We start from the raw sequence: 22,048 nt of genomic DNA, 5'->3' as shown, positions 1-22,048 counted from the left end.
CCTTCGCAGTTGGATACACAAAAATTTCAGTACCAAACAAGAGAAAAGTTACTATTTTTTACACAAATTTGAATATAAAGATTACCCGTTAAGACTGCGCTCTGCTAGGGGAAAGCAACTGGCCACTCCCTGGGATGACTATCCAACAATGACTTATAAGCTCGGAAAAAGCTGGAAACATAACTCCAGAAGAAAAAATCAATATTTTCGACAGAATTAACTACTTCAACAGATAAAAAGGCGGCTAATTACCGCCTTTGAATCGACAAATCATAATGTTAATAACACTTCCTGAAGCTTAATCCTTGCTTCCTGAAAATCCTGTTTTGTTGCATCTCCAGTTTCTGCTTGGTAATAAAGCACCGTAAACATGTTGGTAACTGCTTCGGCAACTTGTGAGATCTCGCGTGCAGCATCTTGATTTACAAACTCTAAAGCTGCCAGTTCGCTCGCTACGTGATGAATTGTTTTTTGAACTTCTGTATTATGTGGAGCTGTCATATATCACCTCATATTCAGGTGGTCTGTGAAAATGCAGGTCAGTGCACCATCACTGGCCTGCGTGCTTTAAAAACACTAGCTAGTAAGCCCCGCAGCTATTGAAAATGGACTATCTTCCGATTTCTCCTCAAACACATTACCGGCTAGTTCACTACAAAATTCCTCATTTTTAACTTCAATTTCACGCTTTTTAATGAAATTAGCTATTTCTTCTGTCACATCTGCTTTTTCTTCAGCGGGGACAATATCAATCGGCTCATAAGCAACTTTTGCATTTAAATCTGCAGTCTAGTCGAGCAAATCGAATGCGACCAAGAAGCTACTTTGTTTCATGTTCAATACCTCTATTTATCTGGTTTGTTACGATTAACAAAGTCACTAACCTCATCATTATCAGTAGTTGATTGATTCATGCTGTGTTTATCATCTCCTGACAAAGCATTATCGGAAAACTCGGCCATATCATCACGAATTGATGAATCTGCATCCTTAGTACGGTTTTGGGTGCTTACAGAAGATCTATCCGTGCCATCGAAACCAGCAGCCTTACTGAAAGGTGAATCTCCTGAATCAGTATTAGACCCACCACTTCTATTTTGTGTTGTCTCACTTCCTCCACTTGGCATTGTTCCATCTGCCATGCTACTTTGTGCTTGCTCAAAAGCCGCCTTTATCGCACTGATACCACTAGTCGCATTAGCAGCCCCACTTGCTATCGCACCACCTGCTATTTTCATCCCCGCAGCACCCATACTTGCTGCTGTCATTACTGTCCCCATCGCGGCTCCAGCACCGAATGAACCAATCCCCATCGTTCCAATATTACCGCCAGAAACTAAACTTGAAATCATCGGTGGAACCTTGTTCACTAAAAACAGTAAGCAAAGAGAAATAACTAACATTACGGCTAATTCCTGGCTTGCCATGTTCTCACTGATTTTATTGTGATAATCCAGCAAAAATTGCTTACCAATAGCGACGATAAGCACCATAGACAATAGCTGTGAAGCAATACCAAGGATGGATTTGTAATAGTTAATTGCCATGTCAGAAGTCCATCTGGAGCCGCCAAAACCAAGGAAAAACACGCCTGCGTATAGCAAAATCCAACTGGCAGCTAACAGTAATAATAAATTCACTGAGATAATGGCTAATACAACCAGTACTGCCAATGCCATTAGTTCCATCATTAAAGCTGTGGCAAACTCCTTCCAGCTTAATTCTGACGTTGCCTCAACAGTTCTGTCATATAATTCAAAGCCCATGTCAAGAATGCTGGAAGGGCCTAATTTACTACTGCCAAGCCCTCCCGCCTCAGCTCCCAACTGTTGCAATGAATCCACTATTGAACCTGCTATGTTCATTCCGTGTGTTGCATTCGAGAGTAGCCACCAATAGAAACCAGTGAAAATAGTAAAACGAACCAGTTCAGCAAAGAACTCACCAATATCCGCTTTACGTAGCGCCATCATGCCAAACGTCCACACCATAGAAATGGTTACTAATGTCCAAAATAACCGACTGGCAGCGCCTTCTATTGTTGGAGCCCAGGTTGAAGCTGCACTATGAAAACGATTGAGAACATCATTCATCACACCGCTACTACTTAGTTCTTGTGCCAACGCGATATCAGGAAATAACCCTAATATAATTAAGAAACAACATGAGATAATGACTTTCATAATTTATTCCCTTAAAAGTTATCTTCTGGACTTGATTTAAATTTCCACTCTCTCATTTCCTTCGATTTTCTTATGGCGCTACATTCATCAATAAATATTTCCTGCAAATGCTTATTTTTAATTTCCGATAATGACTTTTCATAATTATCATCATGGCATGTTATTTTATTAGCCTCTATTATTGTCCTTTCACACCCAGTTAAAAAAACGCAAAATAAAGTCAACACGATAAAAAATAAATTATTCATATTTATTACCTTAATAATTATCGGTTGGGCTTGGTTGATAATTCCATGTCCGTAATTGTTTTTCTCTTGCCGCGCCGCGAGCCTCATCATCCAGTTCAGAAGATAGCCTAGCCGCAGCGGCATTCTGCTGAGTAATTAATAAACTACGAATTTGTAGTAGCTGGTTTGCCTGATTACTCGCCAATTGGTTTGCATAACCAATTGCCGCTAATTGTCCATTCGCTCCTTGGGCTGCTTGTTGTAAACGTTGTAATTGCCTTGCATCTGCTTGTATATTTTTTTGCTGCTGATCTAATCCACGAAATAGCGCATCATTCGCAGATTTCTGCGATTCAAAAGCCAATATGCGATTTTCTTCCATTGCTTTTTTTTCTGATGGCGTACATCCGCCTGTACCATTAAAGCAAGGAGATCCCCGATAATATGAAACATCCTGGAATTTACTCAGGTATGCATCTAAGCTTCCTAATTGATTCTGATAGTGCTGAAGTGTATCTGTTGCTTGTAATAAATTATCAATCGTAGTTTGAGTTTGATCCCAGATATAAGCCGCAGGTGCTAATGTATTTTGTAATTGATTTTCATATTGTTGTAGTTGAGTTTGATACTGTTCAATTTGCTTCGCTGTTTGGGCTACAGCTTCCATAGCAGACATAATGTTCTGGCTTAAATTCGTACCATCAAGTACGGGAATGCCTGCTGACATAGCAATTGGAGACTGTATGTAAGTCACAGTTGTAATTGAAGCGACAAACATAATTTTAGCCGCTAAAATTTTTATTTTTTGCATAGGTATACCTCTTTATAAAAGATAATTAACATTAAGATGCTGCTTTTAATTACTGGATATTTATTTTTCAAGTCTGAAGTAAATTTTAGCCGCTAAAATTTACTATTATTTTCGCATTATAATATCTGTCATTATTCTTCCTATTTCATTTTGATTAGATTCTATTTTGTTTAATACTGCTCTTATGGTTACACTACTAATGTTTTTTGTTTTGATATTATTTGTTAGCCATAATTTTAATAGCCCTCCTAACCGACCTAAATCACCATTTATTTTTGCTAGCTCTCTAACACATTCATAATCAACTATTCCTGTTATTCGATAGCCTTGACCTACTTCCCGTAAATATTTAGTAACACTCATACCTGCTTTTCTAGCTTGAGATTCAATATTCTCTTTTTCACTTCGCAAACAATAAACTTTTATAGGCGTGCTATTCTTCCGTGTTTCGTTTAATTCTTTATTCATCATCACCTCATTAATAGCGGTAGCTTATAACCTCGTAGAGCAGGATTTATTGTTGAGCACCGAAGTGCGAATAAAATCGAGTGAAGAGCGACTAACAACTTGTTGGTAGTCCTACTTCACCTATCCTGCCCTAACTTTAGAGTTCATTACTTCACTTCATACTCATACAATAAATCGCTATTTTTTCGCTATACCTAAATTAACTGCTTTATATCGCCACATTCTTACTATCATTTAATAATTTAGTGATAAAACAGCGATTAAATAGTGTCGTTATAGTGCTCAAATAGCGTTTCAATAGCGTTTGAGTTGTGTTCTGGTAGTGTTAAAACATCATTTTATTGATTCGCCCTTTGGGCGAACCAAACGCCAGGAAAGAAGCTTTATTTCACAGACAAAACTTTGTTCCTTTCTTGGCGTTCAAACCATCGGCGTATGCCGATTGAACTTAGGTGTTATGTCCGCATAAAGCGGGCAATACACCTTTTGTATATCCTGAATAATTCTAAAGATCCTGCCAAAACCCAAAATTATCGGGCCTTTGTGAGTTCAACTCGGGCCTTTACAAGTTATACTCAGGCCTCCGTGAGTTTCAACTGGGCCCCTGTGAGGCGTTTAACTCGATTTACCGAGCTAATATCAACACCTATCTCACGTAATCTCTCAATATCATCTTTAATTCTGCTTCGATAATTACTCATTGTTTTCGCATTCACATCATTACCACTAACTGCAACTAGCAGCGTGTCAAGATACCAACCTCCAGGGGGATTATTTTTATGTGTCAGCACATGACGAGCCACCGCTTGGCTAATGCCATGTTTCAGTCGTGCAATTAATTCAGGTCGATAATATAAAGACAAATCACGCTCCAGTAACATAACCAGTGCGATGCCTAATCTAACTTTCCATAATCTACGAGTTCCTCTTGTAAGCGGGTTGTATCTAGTCATTGGTGATGAAATAACATGGTCAATTAAACCACCAATAATACTTTCTCCTATTTGCTCCAACTCAGGCGTCACAATTTCGATTGTTGCAGCCTTAAGCTCAAGAAGTAATTTATTTAATCTTCCCCCGCTATATTGATGGTCTGATAGCATTTTTCTAAGTTTTGCTGGATCGACCAATAACTCTATACCGCCATCGTTTATGTCTCGCCTACGTTCTGCCACAAAAAGCATACTTTCAACAATGTCAGCGTGACGTTGACCGAGTCTTCCTGTCACTCTGCACTTGCCAAACGAAGTCTCAATCCACTGACCTTTACGCTCTAAAGGCTTTTTACTCGGCTGATAAATAACCACTCTCGCCTGTAAAACCGTGCTTGTTGGAACAACCACATTACCAGTTATCGTCATCACTCATCACCACGGCTTTGTTTCTGGTTACGTTCTGGCGTTTCTTTTTTGTCAGAGTAACTGGCAATAGCACACCGCCCTCATGACGTTGAAACCAGCGTTCAGTAAAAGGTTCACCATAATTTGCTTTACTGATACCAAAGCGAACAAAATAGTTTCTTTGGCTAAGCTCTATGCCCCACTCAGTCGCCTCTTCAGGCGTCATAGCTGATAGATATGATTGCCAACGGATATTATCGACTAATACAGAGGAACCTCGGCTGGCTTGTTGCTGGTCTCCTGTACGCATCATGGCAGCTCCTTTGCTTGAATGGTGCAGGAAGATGATTGAGCAATTTGTCTCGGTTGATATCGCTTCCATTTTTGCAATTACTTGCGCCATTGGACCACTGGCATTTTCTTCCTCAATATGAAAGCGCCTTAAAGTATCCAAAATTAATAAACGCCTATTTTTTGCAATATTACGTAAATCATCAAACCATTCAGAAGACATAACATTTGGGGATTTGCCAATTAAAGGTTCAATCATGAGTGCATTTGCCACGGATTGCTGTTGCTTATAAGTAAGACTTGCACCTAAAGCATATAGTCTGTGATATATCGCTATCCTTGGATCTTCAGCAGGTAAATACGCAACATGACCTGTCATTAGCTCCCCCATTCCTAATAAATCAGGCCCACCCGCGATCTGAACAGCTAATTGCAAAGCCAGCATAGACTTTCCTACACCTCCTGGAGCAACTATTGCCCCTACAGTCCCAGCGACCATATTAGGTAAAACATAGTCAAATGAAGGTGGTTCGTTTGTAAATGCAGACATTATTTCAATCGCCATGATAACTCCCTGCATAAATCTCCTGGCCTAGCCGCTTTTAACAATGATCTGCGTCTTTCTTCTATCCAGTTTTCAACTTCAGCCAAATCCCAGGCAACGCTCCGGCTTGTCAGCACAATACGACGAGGAAACTCCCCTCGTTGTTCCAGGTTGTAGATGGTTCGGTCTGATAATGGGATCATTTTCAACAATGTCTTACGGTTGATCAGCGTTTTATTTTTCACTGATATGCTCATTACTTACTCCTCCTAAACATTATTTGCTAGATAATGTCAGGCTTTGCTAGTACATTAATCATATCTATTGGACAAAAAAGTTGAATTTATTAAATGGAACTGAAATTTGATATCCAAAAACGATTAGGTAAGTTCTACATTCCAATATGGGCTGGCTGTGATAAATCCGTAGCGGCTGCCATTACGATGTTTAGGGAACAATGGCATTCATATTCTCAAGTTTCCAAAAGCCATAATATAACCAGATTAATCAAGGAATTAGTTGACCCAGCTGTATCTGAATATTTGAGTAGGCTTCCTGCCAACTATCTACGATATAGTCCAATAGCGCCAGCTAAGCTAACTTACAGCGATTTAATCAAAATGAGAGGTTTTCGTTACTGCTCTGATTGTATTGGTGATTATCTTAGGCCTTTTGTTGAACATTCTACGTATACAGAGCCAGATAAATTATTTATAGCTACTCAAGAAACATTAAAAAGCTTATTTTCCCACTGCAAAGCAAAACGCCCAAAAAGATCAAGGCTCGCACCTGATATCTATTTTAATACGGAAAGAGGCAAAGGATTATGCCGTCTTTGTGGCAACCCAACTGAGTTTTCTTCATTTATTACAAATTGGGATAATGATGGTTTTATTGAAGATGCTGAAGAGAAATATGGGCTAAAGAAAGGGCCTGATCTTAGCCATAAATATTGTGCTCACCATAAACCACAATTGAAAGATGGCTCTTGGAACCCAGCCTATAAACAAGCAATTCGCTCCTCTAAACAATTTGAATTGGAAGTTTTAAGATTATGTCGCCAAATAGCTAACCCTGAGCGTTTAAATGCTATGTCTGGTGATGACCTCATTGATGAGTACTTTTATTATTATCTTCAAGATAAAACAATTAGTGATACCCAAGCACACGCTTGCTTTGATTATATTAAAAATACGTTTTCTAACCCAATAGTTGTAGATGAAAAAACATATGAAAAACTAGTTAATATAGTTAATAATATGACAAATGTAGGAGTTTCTTTAGGGCCTGATGATATAGATAAGATACGCAATATTGCCAGGAAAATGGTCAATTCACGTTTATCAGATAATAAAAAGCGCATGTTAGTTTTAAGCAAAAAAGGTTTTAATCAACGAGAGATAACTGAAATAATCAGTTCACTGACAGGTAAAAAATTATCACACCAAGCTGTTTCTAAGGCCATAAAATCAGTTTGTACTGTATTTCAATTAAATACTCCTAAAAATTAACAATACATTATCAGATAAAGTTTAATTCATTTATAAATAGAGGCATCATGGCTAAGATTGAAAAATTAGATTTTGGTGTTATTGAAGCCATTAGTAAAATATTAGGTGATACTTCAACTGGTTTTACTGGTACTGAAATTGGTAAAGCTTTATACGAATCAAAAATTAAAGATATAGACCCTATAAATACCAAGTGGAAACGCTTAAATTCAGCTATTGCGAATAAACAAGAAGAAGATGGTTGTGCTAACAATGTGCTTAATTTCATACAATTAGCTATGGCTCCTGCAAAGCACCTCAATAATATTGAGTGGTTCAATGATACACGTTACAAACTAAATCAAGCACTTAGCTTCTCTGGTTATACACTAAACGAAAATGGAAAAATTGCCAAAGTATCTAAAGCCAACACTATATCTGAAGCTGCTATACGAGCAAGCAAATTACACGAGCATCTAAAATCTAGAAATGCTCATCCCGATATATTTATATACTGCCGAGAAGAATTGCTAGTAGATAACTATTTTCACACTGTATTTGAGGCTACTAAAAGTGTTGCTGATAAAATCCGTTTAAAAACAGGATTAACTTCTGATGGAGCAACTTTAGTACAAGAAGCTTTTTCATTCAAGGGGATACCTTATTTAGCTTTAAATTCACTTCAAACTGATAGTGAAAAAAGTGAGCAAAAAGGTTTTATTAATTTACTTGTAGGCTTATTTGGTACTTTTCGAAATACAACAGCTCACGCCCCAAAAATAACTTGGAAAATTAATGAAATTGATGCATTAGATATACTATCAATGGTCTCGTTAATACATCGAAGATTAGATGTAGCTATAGAAGCAAAAAAAATGTATGAAAATAGAATTTAACCATTACCAATGGTAATAGTATTTCTCAGCTATAACCATATGAGAATTATTTTTAATAATTATAAAGTTAAGTGGTAATGTGAAGTCATATATTACCACTGTATCCTTATCTTTTTTCAATGCTCAATCCATCAATTTCATTTTTTATTGTGAAAAAATGTTCATGATTAGTTTTTACTTTAGATGAAGAAAAAACTTCGTATTCATTATTGTCAGAAAGAGCATAGTGTATGTTAATAGAATTTATTTTATTCTCCTTGGCTAATTTAACTAAACTACTTCTAAGCTCATCATATTCTTTATTCTTATTCCTAAATTGATTATCCGAATTAAAATAAAGAATGAAACATTTTTCTAGTATACTTCCTTCCATATCAACATTTACTTCATCTATCATGGAGTTAGCAAAAACAAAGTTTAAATTATGTGTTGAATTATCTGCCTTTGAGTAAACTTTAAAAACATTAAAATATATAAATGAATCTTTTTTTTCATCTATAACATTATAGATAACATCGTTCAATCCAGTATGAGCTCCATTAGTAGGCCTTGTATCTGGATTTTTAGTAAAACCTACGTATTCGACTTTACTATCAATACCAAGATTAATATTTGTCGCTTCTAAAAAGTCATGGATTGTCATGGTACATGAATTACCATTTAAAAACTTAATTGTTATATACTTATCTCTTAAATAAATCTCAGGATTATAATGCTTTTTTGTTTCTTCATCAAAAAACTTACACCTTATGGTTTTTTTATATTCTTTCTCGCCAATTAAAATATGAATTTTTTTATTTCCCGTAAATGGATTATATGATGGTTTCTTTTTTATATTAAACCTCACCCTTTCTCTAGAACATATAAAGTAAACAAATCTCTTTTCTAGTTTCTCTTCAATTTCATTTTTTAAATTTTTAAGAAAACTAACTATAGAGCGTTTAGTATCTACATGTTCAAGCATATCTGTTGGTCTTGCCACTAAGTCATACCAATATTTATAGTAAAAATCCAATTCTATATGCCATTCTTTTTCTGCATTTTGATATGCTTGATTTGAAGATAATAAAGAAAAAATACCACGGCTACTCATATAAATCCCTTACTGAAAAATTGATTAATTAATATACCGATTTGAACTATCTGAGCTCCACTCATCTATCATATCAGCCCAATCCTGCAACATAGCGGTGCGCTGCTCGCGGTACTCTGCTTTATTGTACACTGCCCTAACCCCTTTCTGTTCATGCGCCAAGCATTTCTCTATCCAATCTGTGTTATAGCCTGCTTCATGCAACAATGTACTCGCTGTTCTGCGTAAATCGTGAGGCCCAAATTTAGCAAGGTCGTGCCCGTCTTTTTGTGCAGCTTTATAGGTAAGATCCAGTACCCGATTCATTGTTGCACTACTCATTGGCGCATCTGAATCATAGCGCGATGGTAGAATAAAATCAGAACCGCCTGCAAAAGTTTTTAAGGCAACTAAAATATCCATTACCTGACGCGATAAAAAAACCAAATGTGGATTACGACGTTTCATTCGCTCTTTTGGGATTGTCCAAATTGCTTCACTGAAATTAATTTCACTCCAGGTGGCGTTTGTTAACTCACTTTTACGAACCATTGTTAACAATAGCAATTTTACAGCTACCCGAATTGAGGGCGTTGTCCCAACCTTCTCAAGATAGCGATACATCAAACCAATTTCACCTGGCGTTAACGAGCGATCTCTGGGTTCAAATTTAGCAATACTTGCAGGCCTCACTAAGTCTGCTGGATTTTCTACCTTCTGGCCCCGTTCAATCGCCCAGCGATAAACCTGAAGTACGATTTCTCGTGCATGAACCGCAGTCGCTGGTGCACCACGTTCAACAATAGTGTCAGTGATCGCCCGTAAGTCTTCGTGCGTGATTTCATTTAACTTTTGGTTGCAAAATTTGCCCTTGAGTTCCCTGGTATAAACTGATCGCCGCATATCCCGTGTAGAATCTGCCATTTGATAGCCACGAAGCCACTTTTCAGCCCATGCACCAAATGTTTCCGCACCTTTAATTCTCGCTTTATCTCTGGCTTTTTCTCTAGCCGGGGACTTACCATCTGCCACCATTCTTTTGGCTTCCCCTAGCCGCTCTCTGGCTTCAGCTAAAGTTATCCCGCCAATACCATAACGACCAAAAGTCACCGTTTCCTGTCTGCCATTAATAGCGTAGTTATAACGAAAAGAGACAGAGCCAGCAGGCGTTACAGCGACATACAGCCCATCTCTGTCATTCACTTTATAGAGCTTTTCTTTCGGTTTTAAATTTCTCAGTTTGGTATCAGTCAGCATTCATTTTCATCCTTTTTTAATGTTTTGATACCATGCAAAAACAACTGTAGGAAACTATGATTCAATTCCTTTAAAAACAAATAATTACTTATTTTTAATACCATGTGATGATCAAAAACTATCGCATGGTATCAGTCAGTGTTCATGGCATCTGCTTGCGATAATACCGACTTTAATACCACATTCAACTTGTGCTTGACGCTGCTAATGAGTGCCAGATACGGCAAGTCTTAAAAACAAAAAAGCCCATTTTTACATGGGCTTAAGTCGTTATTTTGCCAGTCAGTGCCAGCTGATTCTTATTGGGGGATTATTCCCACTCGATTGTTGCAGGTGGTTTACCGCTGATATCATAAACGACGCGGGAGATCCCATTGACTTCATTGATAATGCGGTTTGAAACGCGGCCTAGGAAATCATATGGTAAGTGCGCCCAATGAGCGGTCATAAAGTCGATAGTTTCTACTGCACGTAATGAAACCACCCAGTCGTATTTACGGCCATCACCCATGACGCCAACAGAGCGGACAGGTAAGAATACGGTAAACGCTTGGCTAACTTTATGATATAAATCCGCGTTGTGCAGTTCTTCAATAAAGATAGCATCTGCACGACGTAATAAGTCACAGTACTCTTTCTTCACTTCACCTAATACGCGAACCCCTAAACCTGGACCTGGGAATGGATGACGATACAGCATGTCGTACGGGAGGCCTAACTCGAGACCAATTTTACGGACTTCATCTTTAAACAATTCTTTTAATGGCTCAACCAAACCAAGTTTCATGTCATCCGGCAGACCACCGACGTTATGGTGAGACTTAATAACATGCGCTTTGCCAGTTGCTGATGCCGCTGACTCAATAACATCTGGGTAAATAGTCCCTTGAGCCAACCATTTGATATTAGGCAGCTTAGATGACTCTTCATCAAATACTTCGATAAATACATGACCAATTTTCTTACGTTTAGCTTCTGGATCGCTGATCCCCGCTAATGCATTTAAGAAACGATCTTCCGCTTTAGCATGAATGATATTCAGGTCAAATTTACCTGCAAACATTTCCATCACTTGGTCTGCTTCATTTAAACGTAATAAACCGTTATCCACGAACACACAAGTTAAACGTTTACCAATTGCACGGTTTAATAGCAATGCCGTAACCGATGAGTCAACACCACCCGATAGCGCAAGCAGTACATGGTCATCACCAATTTGCTCTTTCAAGCGAGCAACTGTATCTTCGATGATTGCAGCAGGTGTCCACAGAGCTTCACATTGGCAAATATCTTTAACGAAACGCGTTAAAATATTTAGGCCTTGGTGAGTGTGAGTCACTTCTGGGTGGAACTGAACACCATAGAATTTCTTCTCTTCATTTGCCATGATGGCATATGGGCAGCTTGGCGTACTGGCAATAGTTTTAAAACTCGCAGGAATAGCGGTAACTTTATCACCATGGCTCATCCAGACATCAAGTACTGGTTTGCCAGCTTCGTTCATAGAGTCATGAATGTCACGGAATAATTCACACTGCTCAGTGATTTCAACATTGGCATAACCGAACTCACGTTCACCAGAGACTTCAACTGCGCCACCCAGTTGCATTGACATGGTTTGCATGCCATAACAAATACCTAATACAGGAACACCTGCATTAAATACGTAATCAGGAGCTCGTGGGCTATCTGATTCAGTCGTACTTTCTGGCCCACCAGAAAGAATGATACCGTTTGGATTAAATTCTCGAATTTGTTCTTCTGTAACGTCCCACGCCCAGAGTTCACAGTAAACGCCAATTTCACGGATACGACGGGCGATCAGCTGTGTATATTGCGAGCCGAAATCAAGAATAAGAATGCGATGTTTATGGATATTTGTTGTCATTTGAGGAGAATTCCAAAAATTCAAGTCAAAAATAAGAATCGGTGACGCAATCGAACGAATGCGCCACCCTGAGAAATTTTATCGATTATTGCCCCAAACGATAGTTTGGAGATTCTTTCGTGATAGTAACATCATGGACGTGGCTTTCTTGGATACCGGCTCCACTGATACGAACAAATTCTGCTTTTGTTCTCAATGCATCAATAGTACCACAACCTGTCAGCCCCATACAGGAGCGTAAGCCACCCATTTGTTGATGAATGATTTCTTTTAAGCGGCCTTTGTATGCTACGCGGCCTTCAATACCTTCTGGCACTAGTTTGTCTGCCGCATTATCAGATTGGAAGTAACGGTCTGACGAGCCTTTAGACATCGCACCAAGTGAGCCCATACCACGGTATGCTTTGTAAGTACGGCCTTGGAATAAAATAGTTTCTCCTGGAGACTCTTCAGTTCCTGCGAACATTGAGCCGACCATCACACACGCAGCGCCTGCCGCGATAGCTTTAGAGATATCGCCAGAGAAACGAATCCCACCATCCGCAATAACAGGAATACCCGTGCCTTTAAGGGCTTCTGCCGCTTCAGCGATAGCGGTAATTTGTGGTACACCCACGCCAGTGACGATACGCGTAGTACAGATAGAACCTGGGCCAATACCGACTTTAACGGCACTAACACCTGCATCAGCCAGTGCTTTCGCCCCTTCTGCTGTTGCGACGTTACCACCAATGATTTGTAGTTCAGGGTATTTTTGGCGAGTTTCACGAATACGTTGTAAAACGCCTTCAGAGTGCCCGTGTGATGAGTCGATAAGTAAAACATCAACACCTGCTGCGACCAGTGCATCAACGCGCTCTTCGTTACCGCCACCAGCACCTACTGCGGCACCAACACGTAAACGGCCTTGTTCATCTTTACACGCGTTTGGTTTACGTTCAGCTTTTTGGAAGTCTTTAACGGTGATCATGCCTAACAGGTGGAAATTATCGTCAATGACTAAGGCTTTTTCTACGCGTTTTTCGTGCATTTTTTGTAATACGATTTCGCGTGCTTCGCCTTCTTTCACGGTGACTAAACGTTCTTTTGGCGTCATCACCGCAGTAACAGGTTGGTCTAAGTCTGTGACGAAACGAACATCACGGCCCGTAATGATACCGACGAGTGAATTGTCTTTAGCAACAACCGGATAACCCGCGAAACCATTGCGTTCAGCCATCTCTTGGACTTCACGAATGGTGGTATCAGGTGTTACGGTGACAGGATCAGTAACCACACCACTTTCATGTTTTTTCACGCGGCGAACTTCTTCAGCTTGGCGCTCAATAGACATATTTTTATGAATAAAGCCAATACCACCTTCTTGAGCAAGTGCGATAGCCAGATCAGATTCGGTGACGGTATCCATCGCTGCAGAGAGCATAGGAATGTTCAGGCGGATTTTTGCAGTCAGTTGAGTAGAGAGGTCTGCCGTATTTGGCAATACAGTTGAGTGTGCAGGGACGAGTAAAACATCGTCGAAAGTTAGAGCTTCTTTTTTAATGCGTAACATAGGCAATATCCCACCAGGCAGCGTTATGAAAGGGTTAAATATTGCCGCGGCATTATACACACCGTAATCGGTTGCTTCCAGCCTTTTTTTGAAAAAAAACTTGATAACTCCTATAGCTGCGTTAGTATCTAGCGATTAAGTCATTGTTTTAAAATTTGATCTGGCTCACATGTCGACTTCACAAAATAACGCAATTTACTCTGTTAGCAAGCTTAACCAATCGGTTCGAGAACTTCTCGATAGCCAAATGGGGCGTATTTGGTTAACAGCTGAAATTTCTAATTTTTCGCAGCCCAGCTCCGGTCATTGGTATCTAACCTTAAAAGATGATCGGGCTCAGGTTCGTGCGGCCATGTTTCGTGGACAAAATACACGGGTCAGCTTCCGTCCTCAGAATGGCCAACAGGTGTTAGTCAGAGCGACTGTCACCTTGTACGAACCGCGTGGCGACTACCAACTAATCATTGAAAGCATGCAGCCCGCCGGTGAAGGCTTACTGCAACAGCGTTTTGAGCTATTAAAACAAATACTAAGTGCCCAAGGTTTGTTTGATATTATTCATAAAAAAACGCTACCTAGCCCAGCTAAATCCGTCGGTATCATTACCTCTGCAACGGGTGCAGCCTTACATGATATTTTAAATATTTTACGTCGTCGCGACCCTTCCCTACCTATCATCATCTACCCAACGGCCGTTCAAGGTGAGATGGCACCAGCACAAATTGCTCGGATGATTGAGCTAGCAAATTTGCGTCAAGAATGTGATGTGTTAATCGTCGGTCGCGGAGGCGGTTCACTCGAAGATTTATGGGCATTTAATGAAGAAATCGTTGCTAGAGCGATTTTTGCCAGCCAATTGCCGATAATTAGTGCTGTGGGCCATGAAACTGATGTGACCATCGCCGACTATGTGGCGGACGTAAGAGCACCCACCCCATCTGCAGCCGCTGAACTTGTTAGTCGTAATCAATTAGAAATGCTCCGTCAGCTAAAATCAGCACAGCAACACCTTGAAATGGCAATGGATTATTATATTGCAGGACAACAGCAAAGGTTCGCACGCTTGCATCACCGCCTACAACAACAACACCCGCAATTACGTTTAGCACGGCAACATAATCAACTTAATTTATTGCAACAAAAACTGGCGCAGTCGATGACTCGACAACTACAAAATTCAACGGTTAAATTCGAAAAAGTTAATCGTCGTTTACTGCAAAATGATTTGCGCCCTCAATTGCAAAAACAGCAGCGACAGTTGCAGCAGACACAGTATCATTTGCAGAATATGGTCACGAGTTTGGTTAATAGTTACCGCCAACGTTTTGCCGTGGCTTGTTCAAAAATGGAAGCGGTTAGCCCATTAGCTACCCTAGCTCGCGGGTTTAGTATCAGTGAAACCGCTAAAGGCACTGTGTTGAAAAAAACCAGCCAAGTGAAAGTCGGCCAGCAATTGAAAACACGCCTGAATGATGGCTGGGTTGAAAGCCAAGTCACCCGCATTGAGAAGGTTAAAGCCAAAAGAGTATCGAAATAATGATTTTATCCACTTATCTCGATAAAAATAACGAGATAAGTGGTGTTACATTTATATGTTGATTAGAAACGCACCTGTCCGCCAATCATATAAGTACGCCCTCTAGCTGTTGCATTATTTTTACCGCGTTCTTCCATAATAGCGGTAGAATTTGCACGATTTAGTGCATCCGAATAATTTTTATTCGTGATATTATTAACCGTCATCATCAATTTAAAGTTTTTATTAACTTCATAGTCTGTATATAAATCAATGATTGTAGGTTGTTTTTCATACTTATCTTTTAGTGCATTTCCATCATTATCAACGACAGACTCTACACCAATTCGTTTTGAAGGGCCGGTCCATGTAATAGTTGTACCTACGGTTAATTTTTCATCCAATAGACGCACACCTGAATCCAAGGTCACATAATAATCAGGAAGCTCAGTGAAATCTCCCGCACTAAAATCAGCAACCTTAGCTATGGAGTTAGGTTGATCCCCAGTTTCTTTGGTATAGGATAATGTTGAATAAACTATACCTGCATCATAATTAGCCTGTAATTCATAGCCACGAAGATTAACATCATGAGGCTCATTGACATACATATAGCTTTTACGCATAAATTCTGGGAATTCTTTGTCCCATACATCATCATTCATTAAACACCAAGCAAGTTCAGCATTTGATCTTGGGCGACAAAGTAAATAAGGCTTACTCGTAATATAGTCTTTAATTTTTGTATGGAACCATAATGCCTTCATATTAAATTGGTCACCTTCAAAAATTAAATCCGGTTTAAAGCTATTAAAACCAACTTGCCATGTCTGTGATTTCTCTTCTTTTAAGAATGGGTTCATTGAATTACCACCTTCTTGAGAATAAAAAACTTCTTGCGTATTCGGCGCTCTCATTGAATGCGCATAACTGACAAATGGCTGGAATTCAGGAATAATTTCTGCTGATAATAAAACTCCGGGGTTAAAACCATTACCCCGTAAATTTAAAGTTGCAGCTTCCTGTGGAAAACAAAAATCTTGATCACCACATGCAGGTTTAAAACCTTTTAAGTGATAATTCATATAATTCAAATCAAAAATTGCTGTATAGATCCCATACTTGGCTTCCAATTGTGTATATGCGCTCGCAAGATCTAACGACCCACTTGGCGAGAATGGATTATAATTCAACGTATCTTGGTCAATAACAGAACTAACCTCTCGCTCATACTTCGTTTTAGATAACTTAGAACCTATTTTCCATTCAAAATCAATATCACCATAGGAAAACCGGCTTGTATTAGAAAGATTAAGACCATCGCCAATATTTTTGGATTTGCCTTGCCTTAATGCCCAACCTAATGAGTCACCTTCAAATTGTTGGTCATTTTTTCCATGACTCGCTAAAACCTCAACATCAATTAATTCATTTAACGGCGTATATTTATATTTAATATAATAGTCTTCACTATTAATCTTTCTTCGCGTGAGCTTATTTTGTAAAAAACGACTACTGAATTCTAATTCATGGCTGTCATTAGGTTTATATTTCAATTTAGCTAATTGCGATTGCGGCTTTTGTTTGAAAGTGGAGTCGGTGGCAAATTCATCACTATCAAACCCATCACCATTTTTATAACTACCAGGAATATTATGGCCGCTAACCGCAATTAAACCGCCAAAATAGCCATCATCCTGCAATAATGTCTTTCCTGCGACCGCTACCATTCCATTATAACCGAGACCATTATCTCCCCAACTAGCTTTACTACGCAGCCCATATACATTATCTTTAAAAATCACATCATCAATACCGATAGTACGAAAATTTGCACTCCCTGCTAAAGCGTTAACACTATTGCCTCCATTTAATTGCCCTTTCTCTACTTCAACTTCAACAATAAAATTTGGGTCAATTAAAGCGCCAAAATCATTATTTGGCTGTTGTCCATGTGTATATTGACTTGGGGAAATTCCATAATAACTTTGCGTGACACCATCCACCATCATATTCACGCGACCAAAACCACTCAACCCGCGAATATTGACATTAACGGTACCTTGGCTGACATCCATTTGAGTATAGGTTCCGGGCATGGTACGAATAATTTTATCCATTGATTGCAATTTATTTTCCGTACCCACCGCGCTATAAGCACCCGGTTTTTCCAATGCTTTGACTAATGGCGTTTGTTTCTGCGCACCTGAGACTTTTAATTGGCTAAAATTAACCACACCTTCTTTCTGCTTATTCTGCTGCTGCGTATTTTCAGCCAAAGCAATCCCTTGGGAGCTAGTGGCAATAATGCTAGCAACCATAATTATTGTTTTATTATTCATTAAACCATTCCTGTAAACGTACTGTGTGTCATACGCTCACACCGCTAGCACAGGCCAAATAAAACCTGTGAAGAGGCTCAGCAACAATGTCATTAATATTGTTGCTGGCCTGAAATCACCTAAATTTTATAGGTTAATTATTATTTTAAATATGGAAAATATTTATCTTTATTTTCAAGCATGAGAATAAAACTATATTCTTGAGCGATATCATCTAGAGCATTAAAACGCCCTGATTTACCACCATGCCCTGCATTCATATTAGTTTCTAATAATAATAATGAATTGCCTTGTTTAATATCCCGCAATTTAGCCACCCATTTTGCTGGTTCCCAATATTGAACTTGAGAGTCATGTAACCCAGTAGTCACTAAAATATGTGGGTAATGTTGTGCTTTGATATTGTCATAAGGGCTATACGCTTTAATTCGCCAGTAATCTTCTTCATTTTCAGGGTTACCCCACTCATCGTATTCCCCGGTGGTCAGAGGGATTGATGGGTCTAACATTGTGGTTACCACATCAACAAATGGAACAGCGGAAACAACGCCCTCGTATAAATCAGGCGCCATATTCACAACCGCGCCCATTAATAAGCCACCCGCACTGCCCCCCATGGCATACACATGTCCTGCTTTACCATAACCTTCTGATAATAACCCTTTGGTTGCATCAATAAAGTCAGTAAAGGTATTCATCTTGTGGATTGTTTTACCTTGTATGTACCAATTTTTACCTAAGTCACCACCACCACGAATATGTGCGATCGCATAAACAAAGCCGCGATCCAGTAAAGACAAACGAGATGAACTAAATGAAGGGTCAATGCCATATCCATAAGCGCCATAACCATAGACTAACAATGGGTTTTGGCCATGTTTGAAAAGATCTTTACGGTAAACCAATGAAACCGGGACTTTTACCCCATCTTGTGCAGTAACCCAAATACGCTCACTTTGGTAATTTTGCTTATTAAAGTCTTTAACTTCTTCTTGTTTTAACAGCTGCTTTTCTTGAGTCAGCATATTAATTTCATATACTGAAGACGGGGTGGTCATTGATGAGTAACCGTAGCGTAGTTTATCCGTATCTGGCTCAGGGTTATTTCCGATCCACGCCATGTATGTCGGGTCATCAAAGCTCACTTGGTTTTCTTTATGCGTTAACCAACTGATTTGGCGAATATTCACTAAACCATTTTGGCGTTCTTCCACAACTAACCAATTATTAAATAAAGCAAAACCTTCAAGATCAACCCCATCACGCGGCGCAATAAAGCTTACCCATGGTGCTGAAATATTGTCTGCAATATATAAACCAAATAATGGATGCTGGTGATTAGAACGAATATAGAATTTACCGTTGAAATGGTCAGGATAGTACTCAACCCCCGTTTGACGTGGTTTTAAAATTTTAACGTCATTTTGTGGCTGATTGGCATCAATTAAGCGGTACTCAGAGGTTTCAGTACTCGTGATACCCATTAAAATAAAATCTTTTGAAGTCGATTTCACTAAACTAACGTAAAAAGTATCATCCTTTTCTTCATACACCAGTTTGTCTTGCGTTTGCTGTGTACCATATTGATGTTTAACCACCTGATAAGGTAGTAATGTTTGCTTATCTTTATTCACATAGAATAGCGTTTGGTTGTCATTAGCCCAGACAATATTACCTGAAGTATTGGTTAATACATTTTCCTGCCACTTGCTCTCATCAATTTTGCGAAATGACACTGCAAATTCATTACGTCCTTGGCGATCTTCAGCAATCGCTAGCGTGGTATTATCTGGCGAAATCGCTAACGCTCCCATACGATAATATTCAGAGCCTTCCGCTCGTTCATTACCATCAACTAATACAACCCATTCATCTTGGCTATTTACAGGGCGTCTTTCATAGATAGAATAATTTTTACCTGCGACAACTCGTGAACGATAGGTATAACCATTATAATTATAGGGAACTGATTCATCGTCCTGCTTCATACGAGAAAACAATTCATCGTAAATTTCTTTTTTTAACGATTCACCTTTTGCAAGTTTTTGCTGCGTATAATTATTCTCTTGCGTTAAATATTCGATAATTTCTGGAGACTCGCGTTGATCATCTCTTAACCAATAATAGTTATCTACACGGGCATCTCCGTGAATGGTGATGGTATAAGGTTGTTTTTTGGCTATTGGTGCTGACATTCTATCCTCCGCAGCACTGGTTGCTGCATATAAACCAAGTAAAGTAATAAAACAAAACTCAGTGAGTTTATTACGCATAATTTATCCAATCTATTTTTCATTAAGAGTAAAATCAATAGGTATCCTGACAGTTACTCGTCCATTGATTAAAATTTCAGCTGGGGGTTCAGGTAAAGGTGCTGCTCTCGATAGCACCTGCAATGCTTCTCTATCCAAAGATCGTGTTCCTGATGAACTTACTAGGTCACTACCAAGCAAAAAACCTTGTGGATCAACCGTAAATGTTACTGTTGATTGACCGACTCGCCCCCGCCTTACGGCGTCTTCAGGGAATCGCTTGTATTTATTTAGTTTCCCCAATACTTGTGCTTCCCATAGCCTTTTCGCGTTATCTATCGATTGTGACTGACTATTAAATTCTGCGGCAATTTTCTGAGTTTGTAATGGTGCTGCTGCATCACTGGTGACAGGGGCATCATTGGCTTTTGAATCAGTCGCTTGTTTTTGTTCAACTACCTGCTTTTCACGCTTTTGTTTTTTGACTTCAGCTGTTTGTTTTGGACTCACCGCTTTAGCAACTTGCACCTCTGCCTGCTCACTGATGGTTAATGGTGGGATAATTTTCTCTTCTGATGGTGCTTCATGAGCCTGGCTCGCCACCGATAACTCTTGTAGTTGACCAATGTTAGCTTCTGTCAATTGTTCGGCTTGCGATTCAATTGAAATTTCCATTACCACTGATGGCGGAGGCAATAACTCTTCCCATTGTTGATTGTGAGTTACCCATATATATAACCCAACAACCCCAATATGAAGAGCAATTGCCAATATGAAGCCCCCACTCATCTTCGTTGTTCGCTTCAAATACTCATTTTCAAATGTTGTTATACTCATTTTTATCTTACGTACTTACGTATTCATATATAAATGCAAATGATAATTAATAACAAATGAAAATGGAAATCATTTCTTGCTGAAAATAAAGATTACTTCACAAAATTAACTTTTTTGAAATCATTAACTTGCTATTACTTAGTCATCATTTAGGCGTGTACCACACAAAATCAGCATGTAAATGGTCTATTTCTTCACCTCTTTCTGAAATAATTAATACTTTTACGGGTTCTTCGGGGGCGAGGTCTTGCACATGTAAAGGCACACCAATTGCTCTTGTTGCATGATAGCCACCTGCGAATAGGAGCGCGGGTGTAGGTCCATTTAATAACGACTCTGCCATACGGCGGTCACGCAACTGCTGTATAACGGTCATTTTTGCCACTTGTTCCGCTGTCAGTTCCCCACCATGAGAACTTTCAATCGTTTTACTGATAAGTTCTTGAACAATGGGTTGTGCTGAATGTTGCCCCGTTACTGATGACGGTTTAGCGTAGGCGGCAAGCACCTCGTCTTTATCTAGGTTTGCAGACAGTAGCGGATAAGGCGAACTCAGCAAATGGCGGATTAAAGCCCCGTATTGCTCCCAAGGCCAACCGCTATTCCAATTTAAAGCGGACTGTAGCTTTTCGTCACGAATATAAGGGTTATTTTGCATCTGCGCCTGTACACGGTTCACACTATTTTGCTGCGATGGTGTCAGCATTTCGAGTAGAACCGCGCCTTGAGGTCGTATTTTCGGCATTTCTTGTGCAAGCCATTGCTCAATTTGGTGGTGATAATGGTTATCATGTTTTTCTCCGACAATGACACGTGGAGATTGAGCAAGCTGCTCGACTAATTGCTGAGGTGTTAAAGACTTACCTGTTGCTAAGTCAATAATTTGGTTGCTTACTGTTAGTTGGCTATCTAATTGTACGATTGTCGGTTCAATTTTTTGTGTACAACCGATAAGGAAAAATAACCCAACCATTAAAGTGGCTATTCGAGAGGTCAATCTAATTGAAATCATTATGCTTTCCATCTTATGTCGTCAAGCTCACAAGATACAGATAATGAGAATCATTTTCAATAAAAAAGGC

20 protein-coding genes are annotated in these 22,048 nt (G+C 39.3%); 3 read left to right on the top strand and 17 right to left on the bottom strand.

Going from position 1 to position 22,048, the window contains the following annotated elements:
• Positions 1-270: 270 nt before the first annotated feature.
• The 9 genes from PSE60_RS05615 to PSE60_RS05575 form a co-directional block, all read right to left on the bottom strand.
• Positions 271-501 carry a type I toxin-antitoxin system ptaRNA1 family toxin gene (locus PSE60_RS05615; RefSeq protein WP_272664777.1) on the bottom strand — a complete coding sequence of 77 codons (231 nt, stop codon included), beginning with the start codon at positions 499-501 and terminating at the stop codon, positions 271-273.
• A gap of 75 nt (positions 502-576) precedes the next feature.
• Complete coding sequence (locus PSE60_RS05610) at positions 577-720, bottom strand: hypothetical protein (RefSeq protein WP_272664776.1); 144 nt, start codon at positions 718-720, stop codon at positions 577-579.
• 125 nt (positions 721-845) lie between these two features.
• Positions 846-2,183 (bottom strand): P-type conjugative transfer protein TrbL, encoded by a 1,338-nt coding sequence (gene trbL / locus PSE60_RS05605; protein ID WP_272664775.1) that lies wholly within the window; start codon positions 2,181-2,183, stop codon positions 846-848.
• Between the two features lie 11 nt (positions 2,184-2,194).
• Complete coding sequence (gene trbK, locus PSE60_RS05600) at positions 2,195-2,431, bottom strand: entry exclusion lipoprotein TrbK (protein ID WP_213912639.1); 237 nt, start codon at positions 2,429-2,431, stop codon at positions 2,195-2,197.
• A gap of 10 nt (positions 2,432-2,441) precedes the next feature.
• Positions 2,442-3,221, bottom strand: coding sequence for a P-type conjugative transfer protein TrbJ (gene trbJ / locus PSE60_RS05595; RefSeq protein WP_272664774.1), 780 nt, complete (start codon positions 3,219-3,221; stop codon positions 2,442-2,444).
• Between the two features lie 105 nt (positions 3,222-3,326).
• A complete protein-coding gene (gene traJ / locus PSE60_RS05590) occupies positions 3,327-3,689 on the bottom strand; it encodes a conjugal transfer transcriptional regulator TraJ (protein WP_442959749.1) in 363 nt (120 codons plus the stop codon).
• Positions 3,690-4,264: 575 nt separating this feature from the next.
• Positions 4,265-5,050 (bottom strand): ABC transporter ATPase, encoded by a 786-nt coding sequence (locus PSE60_RS05585; RefSeq protein WP_195569293.1) that lies wholly within the window; start codon positions 5,048-5,050, stop codon positions 4,265-4,267.
• Entirely contained in the window at positions 5,034-5,885 is an 852-nt protein-coding gene (locus PSE60_RS05580; protein WP_195569292.1) for a helicase RepA family protein, read from the bottom strand. Before PSE60_RS05580 ends, PSE60_RS05585 begins: the two co-directional genes overlap by 17 nt.
• Complete coding sequence (locus PSE60_RS05575; RefSeq protein WP_195569291.1) at positions 5,870-6,121, bottom strand: helix-turn-helix transcriptional regulator; 252 nt, start codon at positions 6,119-6,121, stop codon at positions 5,870-5,872. The genes PSE60_RS05580 and PSE60_RS05575 overlap by 16 nt, the downstream gene beginning before the upstream one ends.
• Before the next feature lie 93 nt (positions 6,122-6,214).
• Here PSE60_RS05575 and PSE60_RS05570 point away from each other — a divergent pair, with 93 nt between their 5' ends.
• Complete coding sequence (locus tag PSE60_RS05570) at positions 6,215-7,375, top strand: transcriptional regulator (protein ID WP_272664772.1); 1,161 nt, start codon at positions 6,215-6,217, stop codon at positions 7,373-7,375.
• Positions 7,376-7,422: 47 nt separating this feature from the next.
• Positions 7,423-8,250 carry a TIGR02391 family protein gene (locus PSE60_RS05565; RefSeq protein ID WP_272664771.1) on the top strand — a complete coding sequence of 276 codons (828 nt, stop codon included), beginning with the start codon at positions 7,423-7,425 and terminating at the stop codon, positions 8,248-8,250.
• Positions 8,251-8,356: 106 nt separating this feature from the next.
• Here the strand turns inward: PSE60_RS05565 and PSE60_RS05560 are convergent, their stop codons facing one another.
• The 4 genes from PSE60_RS05560 to guaB form a co-directional block, all read right to left on the bottom strand.
• The gene (locus tag PSE60_RS05560; protein WP_272664770.1) at positions 8,357-9,343 is read right to left on the bottom strand and encodes a hypothetical protein; all 987 of its coding nucleotides are present in this window, start codon (positions 9,341-9,343) and stop codon (positions 8,357-8,359) included.
• A gap of 24 nt (positions 9,344-9,367) precedes the next feature.
• Positions 9,368-10,579, bottom strand: coding sequence for a tyrosine-type recombinase/integrase (locus PSE60_RS05555; protein WP_272664769.1), 1,212 nt, complete (start codon positions 10,577-10,579; stop codon positions 9,368-9,370).
• A 310-nt stretch (positions 10,580-10,889) separates the two neighbouring features.
• Complete coding sequence (gene guaA / locus PSE60_RS05550) at positions 10,890-12,467, bottom strand: glutamine-hydrolyzing GMP synthase (protein WP_210838476.1); 1,578 nt, start codon at positions 12,465-12,467, stop codon at positions 10,890-10,892.
• Positions 12,468-12,552: 85 nt separating this feature from the next.
• The gene (gene guaB / locus PSE60_RS05545; protein WP_272664768.1) at positions 12,553-14,019 is read right to left on the bottom strand and encodes an IMP dehydrogenase; all 1,467 of its coding nucleotides are present in this window, start codon (positions 14,017-14,019) and stop codon (positions 12,553-12,555) included.
• Between the two features lie 169 nt (positions 14,020-14,188).
• Between guaB and xseA the strand changes: the two genes are divergently transcribed.
• Positions 14,189-15,556 (top strand): exodeoxyribonuclease VII large subunit, encoded by a 1,368-nt coding sequence (gene xseA, locus PSE60_RS05540; RefSeq protein WP_272664767.1) that lies wholly within the window; start codon positions 14,189-14,191, stop codon positions 15,554-15,556.
• Between the two features lie 62 nt (positions 15,557-15,618).
• On the opposite strand, the gene PSE60_RS05535 is transcribed toward xseA, so the two are convergent.
• The 4 genes from PSE60_RS05535 to PSE60_RS05520 form a co-directional block, all read right to left on the bottom strand.
• Positions 15,619-17,877 carry a TonB-dependent receptor domain-containing protein gene (locus PSE60_RS05535; protein ID WP_272664766.1) on the bottom strand — a complete coding sequence of 753 codons (2,259 nt, stop codon included), beginning with the start codon at positions 17,875-17,877 and terminating at the stop codon, positions 15,619-15,621.
• A 140-nt stretch (positions 17,878-18,017) separates the two neighbouring features.
• The gene (locus PSE60_RS05530; RefSeq protein WP_272664765.1) at positions 18,018-20,150 is read right to left on the bottom strand and encodes a S9 family peptidase; all 2,133 of its coding nucleotides are present in this window, start codon (positions 20,148-20,150) and stop codon (positions 18,018-18,020) included.
• Positions 20,151-20,162: 12 nt separating this feature from the next.
• Positions 20,163-20,966, bottom strand: coding sequence for a cell envelope integrity protein TolA (locus PSE60_RS05525; RefSeq protein ID WP_272664764.1), 804 nt, complete (start codon positions 20,964-20,966; stop codon positions 20,163-20,165).
• A gap of 145 nt (positions 20,967-21,111) precedes the next feature.
• A complete protein-coding gene (locus PSE60_RS05520; protein WP_272664763.1) occupies positions 21,112-21,978 on the bottom strand; it encodes a ChaN family lipoprotein in 867 nt (288 codons plus the stop codon).
• Between the last annotated feature and the right edge of the window lie 70 nt (positions 21,979-22,048).

This window comes from Providencia sp. PROV174 (genome assembly GCF_028480685.1).
In the GTDB taxonomy this organism is placed as follows: Bacteria; Pseudomonadota; Gammaproteobacteria; order Enterobacterales; family Enterobacteriaceae; genus Providencia; species Providencia rettgeri.
Note: the sequence above shows the minus strand (reverse complement) of the source record. Positions and strands in the feature narration are given on the sequence as shown.